The 14,720-nt window shown below is 59.6% G+C and carries 10 protein-coding genes and 2 pseudogenes; 6 read left to right on the top strand and 6 right to left on the bottom strand.

The window, feature by feature from the left end; all coding sequences use genetic code 11:
- Positions 1 to 73 (bottom strand): annotated as a pseudogene (locus PAN31108_RS26930) (DUF1153 domain-containing protein); the annotation flags it as partial.
- Positions 74 to 125: 52 nt separating this feature from the next.
- Positions 126 to 2,054: an eCIS core domain-containing protein gene (locus tag PAN31108_RS25750; RefSeq protein WP_217426362.1), complete on the bottom strand. Its 1,929-nt coding sequence runs from the start codon at positions 2,052 to 2,054 to the stop codon at positions 126 to 128.
- A gap of 241 nt (positions 2,055 to 2,295) precedes the next feature.
- Between PAN31108_RS25750 and PAN31108_RS27230 the strand changes: the two genes are divergently transcribed.
- Both PAN31108_RS27230 and PAN31108_RS25740 read left to right on the top strand, forming a co-directional pair.
- A complete protein-coding gene (locus tag PAN31108_RS27230) occupies positions 2,296 to 2,538 on the top strand; it encodes an integrase core domain-containing protein (protein WP_150671594.1) in 243 nt (80 codons plus the stop codon).
- 283 nt (positions 2,539 to 2,821) lie between these two features.
- Positions 2,822 to 4,381, top strand: a complete 1,560-nt coding sequence (locus tag PAN31108_RS25740) for a methyl-accepting chemotaxis protein (protein ID WP_150671592.1) — start codon at positions 2,822 to 2,824, stop codon at positions 4,379 to 4,381.
- A 505-nt stretch (positions 4,382 to 4,886) separates the two neighbouring features.
- On the opposite strand, the gene PAN31108_RS25735 is transcribed toward PAN31108_RS25740, so the two are convergent.
- Positions 4,887 to 6,377 carry an alkaline phosphatase D family protein gene (locus PAN31108_RS25735; protein ID WP_217426361.1) on the bottom strand — a complete coding sequence of 497 codons (1,491 nt, stop codon included), beginning with the start codon at positions 6,375 to 6,377 and terminating at the stop codon, positions 4,887 to 4,889.
- Positions 6,378 to 6,567: 190 nt separating this feature from the next.
- Complete coding sequence (locus tag PAN31108_RS25730; protein ID WP_150671590.1) at positions 6,568 to 7,791, bottom strand: phospholipase D-like domain-containing protein; 1,224 nt, start codon at positions 7,789 to 7,791, stop codon at positions 6,568 to 6,570.
- Positions 7,792 to 8,131: 340 nt separating this feature from the next.
- Between PAN31108_RS25730 and PAN31108_RS25725 the strand changes: the two genes are divergently transcribed.
- The 4 genes from PAN31108_RS25725 (at position 8,132) to PAN31108_RS25710 (ending at position 12,561) form a co-directional block, all read left to right on the top strand.
- Positions 8,132 to 8,545 carry an ExbD/TolR family protein gene (locus PAN31108_RS25725; RefSeq protein WP_150671589.1) on the top strand — a complete coding sequence of 138 codons (414 nt, stop codon included), beginning with the start codon at positions 8,132 to 8,134 and terminating at the stop codon, positions 8,543 to 8,545.
- Positions 8,542 to 9,294 carry a TonB family protein gene (locus PAN31108_RS25720; RefSeq protein WP_150671588.1) on the top strand — a complete coding sequence of 251 codons (753 nt, stop codon included), beginning with the start codon at positions 8,542 to 8,544 and terminating at the stop codon, positions 9,292 to 9,294. Before PAN31108_RS25725 ends, PAN31108_RS25720 begins: the two co-directional genes overlap by 4 nt.
- A gap of 202 nt (positions 9,295 to 9,496) precedes the next feature.
- A complete protein-coding gene (locus tag PAN31108_RS25715) occupies positions 9,497 to 11,842 on the top strand; it encodes a TonB-dependent receptor (RefSeq protein ID WP_246184152.1) in 2,346 nt (781 codons plus the stop codon).
- Between the two features lie 77 nt (positions 11,843 to 11,919).
- The gene (locus tag PAN31108_RS25710; RefSeq protein WP_150671586.1) at positions 11,920 to 12,561 is read left to right on the top strand and encodes a MotA/TolQ/ExbB proton channel family protein; all 642 of its coding nucleotides are present in this window, start codon (positions 11,920 to 11,922) and stop codon (positions 12,559 to 12,561) included.
- Positions 12,562 to 12,626: 65 nt separating this feature from the next.
- Here the strand turns inward: PAN31108_RS25710 and PAN31108_RS25705 are convergent, their stop codons facing one another.
- Together PAN31108_RS25705 and PAN31108_RS25700 are read right to left on the bottom strand one after the other, a co-directional pair.
- The gene (locus tag PAN31108_RS25705; protein ID WP_217426360.1) at positions 12,627 to 14,081 is read right to left on the bottom strand and encodes a purple acid phosphatase family protein; all 1,455 of its coding nucleotides are present in this window, start codon (positions 14,079 to 14,081) and stop codon (positions 12,627 to 12,629) included.
- A 256-nt stretch (positions 14,082 to 14,337) separates the two neighbouring features.
- Positions 14,338 to 14,655 (bottom strand): annotated as a pseudogene (locus tag PAN31108_RS25700) (acetyl-CoA C-acyltransferase); the annotation flags it as partial.
- Between the last annotated feature and the right edge of the window lie 65 nt (positions 14,656 to 14,720).

Genomic DNA, 14,720 nt, shown 5'->3' with positions numbered 1-14,720 from the left:
TGATGTCCAGCACCAGCGCACTTTTGCGCTTCGCTGTCCAACGCTTGATGTCTTCTTCCATCGCCTTGCTCATCGTCATTTCCTCGATTATGACTTGAGCAGGTTTTCACTGGGTCAATACAGATTCACGCAATCACAATTTGAATGGGTGGCGCTGCGGCGTCAATTCTGTTGCGGTCATTGGCCGGCAGGCTGCTCCGGATGTTGGTGCGCTCCTTCTCCGGGAGTTGCTGTAATAGCCGGTAGGCTTGCGCATCAGGCAGGGCAGCGATAACGTCGGCCTTATAGGGGAACGAACTCGTCAAGGCAAATCGTTGGAAGAAGCCCTTGTTCCAGCATTGGTTGATGTAATGAATGATCTTGTTGTCTGGCAACTGAGCCAATAGTTGCAATCGACGTTGTATGGCCAAGGTGTTGAGATACGAAACGATTCTATCGTCAGGTAGCGTTGCCAATACTTGCCCGCAACGCCCGGGAACCAGCCCGACGAGATAACCGTTAGCGCGCAAGAGAGGGAGTCCGAGCAGGAATGCGGTTATCGCGTTGAGGGGCAGGGTATCGATGTAGGCAAATAGTGCCGCATCGGTGGCCGTCGCGATGATGTCGCTGCGTTCAGCCGGTGTAGAGTTGCCGATTTTTTGCGCCAAGGTGCGCTTGTCATCCACGCCAACCACGTTGCTGCCATTTGTGCCGAACCCTATCGGGTTGCGCGCTCTCTCTGCCGCCACGGTTGCGTACGTGCTGGCAGGGTTGCGCATCTCGTTATTGAACGTCGCGTTGAAAGTTACCGCCCAATCTCGAATGTAGCCCAGCACTGCCGGCGGCAGGACTTGTGCGCCAGTCGCGGGCGCAGCCTCGTTGATCAGGATGTTGTTATCGGCGAGCTGCCGGTGATAAGCGTTTCCGCTGTTCATGAATTGCGCTAACGTCATTACCTGGTAGCCGTCCCACGCGTCGGCAATCGTGGTGGTGGTTCGGTCGAATCCGGTAGCGTCCGTGACTCCCGGCACAACAGGCATGTTATTAGGCGAGGTCATCACAAAGCAGTGGTCGTAAGGCTTCGGCGGATTGGTGCCCGGAATGTTGCCGGCCATTTGGCAGCGGTAGATGTATTGATTGTCAGTGTTTTGAATCAGATGTGCATACACCACCATCGCGAACTCACCGCAGTTGCCGACTGAAATTTCCTCCACAGCCTTCGCTTGTACAAAGGTGTCGTTGTCAGCGAGCAATTGATCGGCCTGGGGGCGAGTATGTGTGCCTGCCGCCACCATTCGATCCCTGACGTATGCCTTGAGTTCGCCAATTTTGTTGCGATAGCCGGTGTTAAAGGCTTGGTCGGGTGGGGGATAGGTGATTTCAAGCTTGGCGCTGCTACGTCCGACTGTGGACGTAATGGAGTTACTCCGGTTGCCGCGCCGAATCGCTTCCCCAGCACTACGTGTGGTAGTCCGAGTGTCGAGTACCGCAGTACGTTCCCCTTTTGCCTGAAGCACAGGCCCGCGGCTGTCGGCGACAACTTTGTGCAGCATTGGTAGGCCGGTTCGCATCTGCAAGGCCTTTTGCCCCATCAGATCCGCTTCATTTTCCAAGTCCGCATCATCGTTGACCGGCGTCCCGCTTTTCATCTGCATGGTCGGCTTCACTCGCCCCTGCGCCTGCTGAACGACATGCCAGGCTTCATGCGGCAAATGTCGCTCTTGCCCCGGCGCGATATGAATCTCACTCCCCTGCGCATAGGCGTGCGCATTGAGTTGTGCCGGCTGTGGCGAGTTGTAATGAACCCGGACGTGATCCATGCTCATGCTCGATAGCGACTCGATACCCGATTTGAGGTTGTCGGGCAATCCGGTTTTATTTTCCTTTTTCTGGATGAGCAACGGCTGACGAAGCGCATGATCGTTCATCATCGCTTTCAGTTGCGCAGCCTGCTTGGCAGCGGGGCGATTATCTACAAACTGGAAGGCGCGCGATCCGCCATTTTTTCCTTGTGGCGTCCGGTCTGGAATCGACTGGTTTTCATCATGCCGAGATTCGTTCACAAGGGAATTCATGCAACCACTCCTCATGTTTTGCTACGACGTTTCGTGTGAATCGCCGATAGTTACCAAGACACAAACCGGTTTTCAAGATACCACCTTTCCTGTGACCCTCCGGCGAAATGCCAAGTCATCAGGAAGTCCGGCGGATCAGACACGCTCGCGAAGACCTGAGAGGCGAGGGGCCGGGAAAGCGGCGACATCTCCCCTGATCTGAGTCGCGCGACGATTTAGCGTCCAATCCCATAGTCAGGAGATTGGACATGAAAACGCGCACATCGAAAGCTTCAACGGCCGACTGCACGAAGCATGTTTGAACCAGCATGCGTTCGTCGGTCTCGACGATGCACGCAAGCGAATCGAAGCCTGGTGTACTGACGACCACTCGGTGCGCCCGCATAGCGCCTTAGGGCCACTGGCGCCGGACCAATTCCGTCAACTGCATCAACCGAAAACCGGCGAGCCCACTAACTTACGAATGGTGTACTCGAAGGGGTAAGGTCAGTGGGAATTCCTCAAGGAATGTTGAGTAAATTAACGCCGGTGGAATACCTTTCGCCGTCTTTGCATTCGTTTCGATCGTCGTGCCCGGCAACCGCCATCGTCACCCGATTTCGATGAAGTTAGTCCTCGCTCTTGGCCTCGGTCCTATCTTCAAAGGCGGGGCCCGGATCACGTCTGGAGCGGCTAAAGAAGCCGTAACACCCGCCGTTATTCCTGGTACGCAACGCCGATTGGCGCTCACTGCGTGTCGAGCCAGTTCCCCCCTGTCCATACGAATCATGAATCGCCTGACACTGAAACAGAAATTGTGGGTGCCGATGCTGCTGTGCTGGGTCGCACTCCTGATCGTGACCGTGGTGAATGCGCTCGACGCACGTAGGGCACAAATGGCGACGCGCCGGGCGGATTTGGCCAACGTCACCGATATGGCGATGTCGATCATCGCCGATTACGCGAAACAGGTTAGCGACGGCAAACTATCGCTGGAAGACGCGAAGCAGCAAGCGATTGCCCGTGTGAACGCACAGCGCTACGGCGCGGACGGCTATATATCGATCGTTCGCGGCGACTCGGTGATGGTCAATCATCCGATGAGCCCAAAGTTGAACGGTAAGGACATGAGCGGCTTTCGCGACGCCAAAGGTAATGCGCTTTACCACGACATCGCACAAGCCGGCAGTTCGTCGTCAGGTGCCGGCTACCTCCGCTACTGGTGGCCGAAGCCGGGAGAAACCACGCCGAGCGAAAAGATCGGTTACGTGAAGCGTTTCACGCCGTGGAACTGGGACCTGATCGCCGGCGCCTATATGGACGACATCGAGGCACAGTTCTACGCCACCCTGATGCGATCCGCCGCCATACTGGTCGTACTCGGCCTGTTGGTGTCACTGGTGGCGTCCCGCGTGGTGCGCAGCGTCTCGCGCTCCATCGGCGGCGAACCGTCCAACGCGGCGGAGATCGCGAAGCAGATCGCCCAAGGCAATCTCGCCACGCCGATCGACGTGCGACGCGACGATACCGCGAGCCTGCTGTTCTCCCTGCGCGAAATGCGCGATCAACTCGCCGTCACGGTCGGACGTATCCAGTCCTCCGCGGAGACGATCACCGTCGCCTCGAAAGAGATTTCCGCAGGCAATCTGGATCTGTCGAGCCGGACGGAGGAGCAAGCGGCGTCGCTGGAGCAAACCGCCGCCACGATGGATGAAATCACCAAGACCGTCACGCAGAATGCCGATAGCGCCACCACGGCGTCCGAACTGGCAGCCGACGCCTCCAGGATCGCCGAACGCGGAGGTCAGGTCGTCAACGATGTGGTCGAGAAAATGGCCGGCATCACCGATAGCTCACGCAAGATCGGCGAGATCATCAACGTCATCGAGGGCATTGCATTTCAGACCAACATCCTCGCGCTCAACGCCGCAGTCGAAGCCGCACGTGCCGGCGAGGAGGGGCGCGGCTTCGCGGTAGTGGCCGGCGAAGTGCGCAACCTCGCTCAGCGCAGCGCGACAGCCGCCAAGGAAATCAAGGTGCTGATCGATCAGTCCGTCGAGCAGGTCGTCGAGGGATCGGCGCTGGCGGGCAGGGCAGGCAGCACGATCGGTGAAGTGGTCGACGCAGTGCGCCGCGTTACCGCGATCGTCAACGAGATTTCGGCGGCGTCCCGGGAGCAAAGCACCAGCATCGGGGAAGTCAACCTCGCGATCCGTCAGATGGACGACGTGACGCAACGCAATGCCGCATTGGTGGAACAGGCCGCCGCCGTAGCCGGCTCGCTCGATGAACAAACCGAATGGCTGCGCGGCGCGGTCGCCGTGTTCCGGATTCAAGCGCATGCCTGATTGAGCGAGGGCGATGGGGGACGCTGAGCCAGAATGAGTCGCGGCTGAAGGTGGAAATTTCCGGCGTGGTGAGTTATCAGGCTAGGCGCATTTCCTTGCCTGACGGGCGAATTCGGCGGGCGCCACCCACTGCAATGCCGAGTCATCCCCATGCTCATTCGCACGGCGATCCATGCATGGCCTTCAAGATGAGATCGACGGATATCGATACAGCGAGGAGACATGCCAAACAACGCGCAATGCTTCGATCAGCATGCGCTGACGAGCCGGCTTCAGAGATTTCTTGGGAGCATCTCGGGCCGCATCGCTTCGAGCGATAGCGCTGCTACCCAGGTTTGCGTTTCGCGTTCTCCTCCTCCTCATCATCATTCTCAAGCCGCTTCATGCGCCACACCCGCGAGAGCGATAGCCCACCGAACTTGGGGCGCCAGTGACGGAGCGTGGCATTGACGGCGTGCCCACCCGGGACATTGCGGAGGAATCGCCGCGCCAACGACCAAACGCCTCACGTCGCTTGCGCCCCCGCCTTGCCTGAGCAAACCACGAATTCCTTGAGTGTCGAGACCGTCGCTCTCTTGTCGGTCCTGTCTGAAATGACCCTAAAGCGGGTGGTCATGCGCTCGGGCGTAACATCGATGCAAACGTAGCCGCGATGCCGGCTTTCGAAGTACTTCACGTGCGGGTTTTCCGGCAGCATCGACGCAAATGTGTCATACGGCGGCCCATCGGAGGTGACCGATGTACCAACGAACTCGGTCGCAATGACAGGGGAATCGGGACGCTCGTTCAAATGCACGTCATTCGTCCAGAACGAATGGATATCCCCCCCGATGATCACGGGATTGCTTGGGCGCGATTGCGCTATCGCCCGGAGCAAGCGCTCGCGAGTCGCGGGATATCCGTCCCACCCATCCGTCCAGTGACCGACCGCGCCGGTTCTCGGATCCTTTTGTAACAGAGGTGCGAAAAGCAAATCCTGCGCCATGACATTCCACTTCGCACTGGAGCGGCGCAGCCCATCGTGCAACCAGGCTTCCTGCGTGAAGCCAAGCATCGTGCGCCGAGCCTCCGTGCGGTCCACACAGCTTTCGGCAACCACATGTCCCCCTCGAGTCGTCGGCAAGGGGCAGGGTTGAGGTGTGCGGTACTGACGCCCGTCGATCACATGGAAGTCGATGAGTGAACCATAAGACACACGATCATAGATTCGCATATCCGGGCCACGCGGTATCGAGCTCGCACGAAGCGGCATGTGTTCGTAGAACGCCTGATAGGCTGCGGCACGTTGCTTCAGGAACGACGTCATGGAGACGTCGGTGAACTTCGACCAATTATTGGCGTAGTCGTCCTGAACCTCATGATCGTCCCACGTCATGAGGCAAGGCGCCATGGCGTGCACGCTCTGAAGATCGGCATCGGTGCGATAGAGGGCATACCGATTTCGGTAGGCGACCAGATCCGTCGCATTCGGCCCATCATGCGGCCGGACAACGGGCTTGCCGCCTGTCTCCCTGGGGTCGCGCGAATTATCGTAGATGTAGTCGCCAAGAAAGACGATCAGGTCCGGATGTTCCTGCGCCATATGCCGGTAAGCGCTGAAATACCCCGCTTCCCAGTTCGCGCAGGAGGCGAATGCGAAGCGTAAGCGGTCGAGCGGCGCATTCCTGCACGGCGCCGTGACGGCTCGCCCGACCGGGCTTTGAGCGCCGAGCGCCGTGAAGCGATACCAATACGGACGCTGCGCCGCCAACCCTGTCACTTCGACGTGCACGCTGTAGGCGAAATGCGCCGGCGCCCTCGCGATACCGCTACGCACAATGTTGCGCATGGCGTCGTCAGTCGCGATTTCCCAGCGCACCGGAATCTCCGATGGCATACCGGCCAAACCGCCGAGACCGTCGGGTGAAATCGGCTGTGGGGCCAGGCGAGTCCACAAGACAAAACCATCGAACGACGGATCGCCGCAAGCCACGCCCAGCGTGAACGGATCGTCCATGTTTGCCGCCAATGCGCGGGAGCATGGACTGAGAAGCGGCGCTGCGAAGAGCGCGCCCGCGCGCTTTAACAGCTTGCGCCGAGTCAAGCCCGCCAAGCCCGTCAAGTCCGGGGATTCGACACCCTTGCCCGTGAACACCAGGCGATCTGAATGAATCATGATTTTCCGATGATGCACAGCTTACCGACGCTTAAGGCGTGCCCGGATGCGGCGCCGGGTAATCGCGCGTCACATCCAAGGGTGCGGCGTACGCAGACTCCCACCAATAGCGCTGCAACTGCGCGATGCGTTGCGCCATCCTCACGTTGCGCATCACGATTTCGAGATTGCGCGAATTATCGAAATAGCCACCACTCCAGTTACTCGTTCCCACCCAGGCGACTTCATCGTCGATGACCATCGTCTTGCTGTGAACGACGCGTGCGTACGGAATGAATCCACTCGGCACGGGCGGCACGGTCACGACACGCAATTCAACGTTAGGCACGAGCGCCAAGCTTTTGAGGTAATCGACGTCGGGATGCTTGAGATTCCAATTCGACACCATGAGCTGCACTTTCACGCCGCGCGCCGCAGCCGTGCGCAAAGCGGTGTCGATCACGCCGTAATAGGGGCGCTTGCCCGATGCTCCAAAGGACAGCGGTGCGTAATCCATCAACTGAATCCTGACGAAGTGCTTCGCTTGCTCAATGAGTGCCGGCAGCGCCGTCTGCGAATCGCCGACACCCGGCGGATTAAATGCGTTGGGGCTCGCGACGAGAAACGCAGGCTGAGCGAGATCGGCACGCACGATGCCATGATTAAGAACCGTCGGTTCGCCACCGCGTGCAATGACTGACTGTGATGACCAGTCTTGCGCGAAGATCGCTTGCATCTGCTCAACGACCTTCGGATCGCTGACACGCACCCCCGTTTCATCGATGTGTTCGAGTGCGCGCCAGTCAAAGTTCTGACTCCCCACAAACGCCTCACGACGATCCACAACGAAGTATTTTGCGTGAATGATTCCGCCACCGACCTTCGAGAAGTCCAATATCCGAAAATCAAGGTTCGGGATTTGCTTGATGCGGGCGAGCGTCTCTTCGTCCGACATGCGCACACCTTTCGCTTCCATGAGAAAACGAATCTTCACGCCGCGACGACCCGCAGCCTCCATATGGTCGAGCACCTCATCCATCCTGCTGCCTCGCTTGCCGGAAACATAGAACTGGCCGATGTCTAGCGAGGTTGTGGCCGCGTCGAACATGGCCGTCCAAGTGGCAACGGAATCGCGCAAGTCATCGCTATCTGCGCCGGCGCCGACGGGGGCCGTATGCACGAGTTCAAAGCCCGGAATGACGAATGCCTGAGTCGCGCCCGCGAGCGGTGAAGTACCGAAAATCGCGATCGCAATGGCGCAAAGCGTGTGTCGCATGGACGTCCTCGATTGATTGCCGATGTTCCTGTGCAGCGAAATATCCAGATGAAAAGCTGCCGTGTCGAGCTTGCATCGCTTCGTAAACGAAAAATTCGAAATCGATAATTTCGTTTACGAAATGATTTCAGTTGCGTGACGTGACGTTGTTCAACGCGCCGCCCGAAGCCGGACCGTTATCGTCATAAGTGCCGCGAGTCAGCGTATTCGAGGTTTGTGAAAATTTGTTCGGTTTACGAGATAAATCCTGAAGACGGGTTTACGCAACGAATCCTCACGTTCGTCATGGAAACTTAATCGACCTCAAAAATAATGCCGCATATTTTTCAGGGGCGGCGCCATGATTCACTTCGAAGATTCTCCAAAGCGGCACGCGCGCATCGAGATCATCCCGATGATCGATGTGATGATGTTCCTGCTCGTGTTCTTCGTCTTGTTGAGCATCAACGTGATCCCATCGCGTGGTCTGTCGACCACGCTGCCACAGTCGTCGAGCGCCGCACAGCTCAACCCCGACAAGCCGATCGTCGTGACAATTGCTCGCGATGGCGCTTTGCAGGTCGACGGAAATGACACAACGCTAGAAATGCTCGGCGCTCGGGTGAAGGAGAAAGCCAGCGACCCGGCAAAGGCGCAGGTCACACTCAAAACGGATGAAGGCACGATGATGCAGCACGTCATCGATGTCATGGATGCCCTGAAGGCAGCATCGGTGAGCAAGATCTCGATCGCAACACGGGCAAAGGCATCATGAGCGCCTCGTCGATGACCGCGCCGATCTACCACCGCAGGGACTGGGTGGCGAGCGGATTGACGCTGCTGATCGCGCTCGTCGCCATGGTAGGCCCCAGCCTGCGCAGCCTGATGGCGCCCCCTGTCCCCAAGCCACCTGAGGTCTTGACGGAGATCGACCTCGCTCCCCCTCAGCCAAAGCCGACCCCCGAGACCAAGCCGGAGCCAAAGCCCGCGCCGAGGCAGGAGCACAAGCCTGCGCCGACACCGCGCCCGTCACCGGAACCTCATCCGGCCCCGCGCCCGATGTCAACACAAGCCCCGGCCCCTGCTGCGCAGCCGGTAGCCCCCGCTGCACCGGTCACGTCCAACGCTGCGCCAACCGCGAGCGCCAATCCGACACCCGCTGCACCGGTTGCCGACGCAAAGCCGGCACCGAGAGCCGCGACCGCGAACAAGGGGGATCCGGATCACGACTATGAACGCGCGTTGCGCACGTTGGTTGAGTCGCGCAAGAAGTACCCGACCAATCGTCAGGCGATGATCGAAAAACCGACTGGCACCGTGGCGCTGTGTGTGACGCTCGATCGTGGCGGAAGGGTGAAGGACGTCAACGTTACGAACAGCTCGGGGTCGCTGCTGCTCGACAACACGGCGACGCATCTGGTGGAGGGCACGACTTATCCGCCGTTTCAGGACTCGCATTTTGCCGGACAGGCGCAGCACGCCTTCTGCATGAAGATCGATTACCAATTGCCGGGCAACAGCTAAGACACCGCGCGGCAATCCAGGGCAACACCCAAGCGATCGTTGTATCCACCGCGATCACGCGGTCAAGTGCCGCGTGAAATTTGCCGAGGCGTCGGTGCATCACCGCCATCCATGCCTCCGTAACCATAACCAGTAGACCGAAATGAATGCTTCCCTCAAAACGAACCGCAGACGGCTAAATCAGCCCGTAATGCGTCTATCGATGATTGCGGCTAACGTGCTGCTGCTTCACGCTGGCGTAGCGTATGCGCAAAGCGCCGACAATGCTGCGGCGAGCGCCTCCCCCGTCAACCCCGCCTCATCCAACATCGGCACCGTCACGATTACCGGCGACGGCGACAAGCTGGGCAACGGCATGATGGTGCGTGAAGACGAACCCAAGACACGCAGCACCGTCACGCGCGCCGAACTCGAGAAGGAACGCTCGACGGGCAACGTGTTCCAGTCGATCGGCCTGCTCCCGGGCGTGGCTACATATAGCTATGACGCCAGCGGACTGTTCGGCGGCGGTCTGTCGATTCGCGGCTTCAACTCCGATCAGATCGGGTACACCATCAATGGCGTGCCGGTCAACGACTCCGGCAACTTCGCCGTCTATCCGCAAGAGTTCCTCGATAACGCGAATACCTGCGCAATGACGGTGACACAGGGCGTGACCGACCTCGATGCGCCGCACGTCGGTTCGACCGGTGGTAACGTCAGTATCGTGACGTGCGAGCCCGAAGACGAAAAGCGCGCACGCGTGACGCAGACGGTGGGCGGGCTTGGGCTGACCAACTCGTTTGTGCGTTTCGATTCGGGCCGCTTCGCCAACGACATGGCGAAGGTTTTTCTCTCGTATTCGCACGCGGAGATTGACAAATGGAAGGGCGACGGTCGCGCCAAGCGTGATCACGTCGATTTCGGTTTCCGCTTCGACATCGACAAGTCGAATTACATCACCGGTTCGATGAACTACAACCGGGCCATCAACAACAACATCTATAGCCCGTCGCTCGCACAGCTTGCGCAGAACGGCTACTACGGCGATTACGCGTCGCAGTTCGTGGGGCACCTGCCGCCGGTGAACGGCACCGCGCAAAACGAAGCGTCGCAGAGCCCTGCGTTTTACAAGCTGGCGCAAAACCCGTTCGAAAACGTCATTGCATCGGTGACCGGCGTCTTCCGGCTTACCTCGACCACGCAGCTGAAGATCCAACCGTACTTCTGGTATGGCTTCGGTACGGGCGGCACGCAGCAAGTGGTGCTATCGGAAACGGGCTTCCTGAATCCGGCGACAGGCAAGATCGGTGCCGGCCGCGATCTGAACGGCGACGGCGATACGCTCGACAAGATTATCGTGGCGAACAGCAGCGTGACGCGGACCGAACGTCCGGGCATTACCACCACCCTGACGCAACAACTCGGGAATCATCAGGTGCAGGCCGGCCTCTGGTTCGAGCGGGCTGTGCACCGTCAGACCGGCCCGGCAGTGCTGGTGAACGCCGACGGTTCGCCCAGCGATGTCTGGTTGCAGAACAACCAGATCGTCGGCCCGACCGGACAGCCGTACGAATCTCGCAACTGGAAGACGGTGTCGACGTCGTGGCAGTTCTTTCTCGCGGACTCCGTGTCGCTGCTTGCCGACAAGCTCAATGTGACGCTCGGCTTCCGCACGCCACACGTGCGCCGCGATTTCACGAATTTCCCGAACGAAGGCAGCAACTCGCAGATCGGGTACAACGTGATCAAGGACTACAACGCTTTCCTGCCGCAGGCGGGCGTGCGTTACTCGATCGACGATGCGAATCAGATCTATGCCAACGCCGCGCGCAACTTCCGTGCGCCGCCCAACTTCGCCTTCTCGCCAACCAACGGCAATGTATCGTTCGTCAACGGTCAGGCGACGGTCGTGGGTAACGTGAAAGCGGAAACCTCCGATGTGTACGATCTTGGCTACCGTAACGACAACGCCTTCGGCACGTTCTCGGGTTCGCTGTTTTACGTCAATTACAAGAACCGCCAGGCCACCGCTTACGATCCGAATCTGAACAACTCGGTCTATATGAACGCGGGGGCCGTGCGCAACTACGGCTTCCAGCTCGAATTCGGGACAGTTCCTTTCCATGGCTGGTCGGCTTATCTCTCGTTGACGAACAACCATAGCCGTCAGCTTGACAACCTGAAGACGTCGGCAACCACCACCATGCAGACTGCCGGCAAGGACTATCCGCTCGATCCGTCGTGGTTGATGGGCCTGTCGATACAGTATGCGCAGCCGAAGTGGTATGTGCGTGCGCAAACCAAGTTCACGGCACGTCAGTATGCGACTTTGATGAACGACGAGATCGCACCGTCGTACACCACAGTGGATCTGGACGCAGGATACCGCTTCAACAACACGTACTTCTTCAAGAATCCGACGGTACGTTTGAACGTGAGCAACCTGTTCAACCGGCAGTACCGAAATCCGTCGAGCGTGCAGGTTGGCGGTGGGAGCGGTACGGTCTTTTATTACCTCGGCGCACCACGACTGCTGTCCGTGTCGCTGTCGGCCGATTTCCAGTAACGCAAAACATCGGAGGTCGGAGGGAGCCGCTCGATGTCGGGCTCCCTCCGGACTCAGGCTGACCCCAAGAGGAATCTATGAACACTCAACTGCTGCATGAAATGTCGTTCATGCTGATGTACGTGTGCCTGATCGTGGCGCTGTTCATCAGTATTGAGCGTCTGATTTTTTACCGATACACGAGCAAACACGCCCGCGAAATCGACGCGATGCTACTGGGTGAGGACCGCTCGCTCGACGAGCTGTCCGACCATCTCGAAAGTAACGACAGTGTGCCGGCGCGGGCACTGCGGGAGATTGCGAAAGCGCGCAGCGAGGCGACGTCGCGTGAGGATATGGCACAGCTATCCGCCGCGCTGTATCTTGCGATGAAGTCCAAGCTGAAGCAGCGCCTGTGGATTCTCGACACCATCGTGACCGCGGCGCCGCTGATCGGTCTGCTCGGTACGATTCTCGGTATTATCGACACCTTCTCCTCGCTCGCTGCCTCGGGCGTCTCCGACGCCAAGGGTGTGTCGGCAGGTATCGGTACGGCGCTCTACGCGACGGCGCTCGGGATCTCGACGGCGCTGTTCGTGCTGGTGTTCGTCAACCACTTCAACGACCGGCTCGAGCGCATCGGCGATCACCTAAAGATCCTGTTGCTGCGCGCAGACATTGCGCCGACCACGCAAACGCACACGACGGCGCATGCAGCCCGGCCCCGACGTCAGGCGTAAGCAACGGTGCGCTGCGCGCCCCGCCCGAAGCAGGAAGGGCAGGGTCCGCAGCGCGTGCCGGGGCGTCAACCATCGCGGCGAGGTCGGCGCAGCGTAAATCGCTCAAACGGCGCTACGCGTCCGTCGGGCCCGAGCACGTCGAAGTACGTTACGCGGATCTCGGTCATATCGCCGGGATATTTTCCGGGGTCCACATCGAACGAAGCAAATCCGTATGCGCCCGCAGTGTTGCGCACGGCTGACCAAGGGGCTTTCTCGGTTACGTAAACGGATTGACGTTTGCCGGTCTTGGGGTCGGGCTCGCCAACACCGGTGATGACGCGACAGCATGGCGGATGAAAGAAATATTCGTTCGTGGGCGCTGAAGTGCCGCCCCCGCCGATGACCATGTGCACGGTTCCTTTCGTGGTATCGATGACGTCGATGCCCGTGGTTGCCGGAATCGGCGTGAGCGTACCGTTCGCCTGCTGGCCGCGAATGGGATGTGAGCGCTCGTAATGATGCTCATGACCGCAAACCACCAAATCGACACCGTACTTGTCGAACAATGGCAGCCACGCCTCGCGGATGCCAAGATCCGCGCCGTTGGCCTTATCGGCGCTTGAGATGGCCACCTGATGCATGCAGACGACCACCCAGTCGACGGACGTGTCGGCGCGGGCGGCAGCGAGTGCACGTTCGAGCCATGCCTTTTGCGCGCCGTTGGAGTAGCCGCGCACGTAGCTGTCTCCGCCGTCCTGGTAACACACGTCGTCGTTGGCGACGGCAATCACCCGCACCGAGCCTGCAGTAAAGGCGTACCAAAGCCCGCGCGTCACCTGGGTTTGTCCCTCGCTGGCAGGTAACGAGAAGTATGTCTGATAAGCGCGGAAGCCAATCGGCCCGTTGCCGAGTTCGTTCTCGTGGTTGCCCGGTGAGGGCATCCACGGCCGGTAACGAGCGCTGCGGGTGTTGTTGTTCCAGAAATCCCACCACGCGCGGACTCTGTCCTGTGCGAGGTTGGCGTAGCAAAGATCGCCGTTGAACAAGTGGAACAGCGGTTGCAATCGTTCGACACCAGCGGTGGTGTCGCCAGCAGCAGGCGAGCCGAGATTGTCGTTGACGTAGGTGCGTTTTGACGTTGCGCCGCCCGGCGCCACGAGCATCTTGCCCACGGTCGGCGTGCCCTGATCGCCGAAGCTGGTGAATCGTATCGGCCGACGGCCTCGCGGCGCCGTGCGAAAAGTCGCGAACTGGGGTTCCGCGCCATCGTGCAGCGCTGCATACAGGTACTCGGAATCGGCAGCAAGCCCGGCAACGGTAGCGTGGTAGGCATACACAATTTGCTTCGATTTGTCGTCGACGTAACTGACCTCTCGCGCGGCGACCGTGCGATCCAGCCGTCCGTCGGTCCGTCCGACCAGAACGCGCGGGTTCGCGATCGGTCGTAGCGTGTGCCAGGAGACAACCATTTCCCGCGACGCATCACTGCCGAACTGAAGGTGCAGGCCCGCGACGGACGGCACGCTGGCATCGATCAAGTGTGCCGATCGCCATGTCGCGGAAGACACGGCGCTCGCCGAAGCATGCTCGGCGAGGCCCACCCACCCGCCGACGGTTCCGATCCCTGCTGCGGCAAGCAGACGCCGACGCGCCAGATCGGGGCCAATGGGGTATGCATTCTCATCATCCATGCTCGATCGCTCTGGGTCGTTGGGATGATCCGCACTTTAGGCGGCGTGTGTGACACGGAGACTACCGGTGCCGTTGAACCGCCGGGCCTGAGACGCGTCTCGTTCAGACAAGTCGCTCAATGATCATGGCGATTCCCTGGCCGCCCCCAATGCACATGGTGATGAGGCCATAGCGACCGTTGATGCGTTGCAACTCGTACAGGCACTTGACGGTGAGGATCGCTCCGCTGGCCCCCAGCGGGTGACCCAGCGCAATTGCCCCGCCGTTGGGGTTGACGCGACCGGCGGCGAGCCCGAGCCCCGTGCATACACCTAACGATTGCGCCGCAAACGCCTCGTTGCATTCGATGACGGCGATGTCGTCGATCGTCAAGTGAGCCCGTTTGAGCGCCAGACGGACCGCAGGAATTGAACTGACCCCGTAAAGTTGGACGGGAAAGTTATGCGGTTAAGGGCTGGGTTCTGTACTGCACAGGACTCAGCCCA

Source organism: Pandoraea anhela, from assembly GCF_902459655.1.
In the GTDB taxonomy this organism is placed as follows: domain Bacteria; phylum Pseudomonadota; class Gammaproteobacteria; order Burkholderiales; family Burkholderiaceae; genus Pandoraea; species Pandoraea anhela.
This window is presented reverse-complemented; position numbering and strand designations above follow the sequence as displayed.

What these genes read in the sequence shown, in the direction of transcription:
- PAN31108_RS25750 (WP_217426362.1), bottom strand. Translation starts at nt 2,054, where the DNA reads ATGAATTCCCTTGTGAACGAATCTCGGCATGATGAAAACCAGTCGATT.
- PAN31108_RS25740 (WP_150671592.1), top strand. Translation starts at nt 2,822, where the DNA reads ATGAATCGCCTGACACTGAAACAGAAATTGTGGGTGCCGATGCTGCTG.
- PAN31108_RS25735 (WP_217426361.1), bottom strand. Translation starts at nt 6,377, where the DNA reads ATGGACGATCCGTTCACGCTGGGCGTGGCTTGCGGCGATCCGTCGTTC.
- PAN31108_RS25730 (WP_150671590.1), bottom strand. Translation starts at nt 7,791, where the DNA reads ATGCGACACACGCTTTGCGCCATTGCGATCGCGATTTTCGGTACTTCA.
- PAN31108_RS25725 (WP_150671589.1), top strand. Translation starts at nt 8,132, where the DNA reads ATGATTCACTTCGAAGATTCTCCAAAGCGGCACGCGCGCATCGAGATC.
- PAN31108_RS25720 (WP_150671588.1), top strand. Translation starts at nt 8,542, where the DNA reads ATGAGCGCCTCGTCGATGACCGCGCCGATCTACCACCGCAGGGACTGG.
- PAN31108_RS25715 (WP_246184152.1), top strand. Translation starts at nt 9,497, where the DNA reads ATGATTGCGGCTAACGTGCTGCTGCTTCACGCTGGCGTAGCGTATGCG.
- PAN31108_RS25710 (WP_150671586.1), top strand. Translation starts at nt 11,920, where the DNA reads ATGAACACTCAACTGCTGCATGAAATGTCGTTCATGCTGATGTACGTG.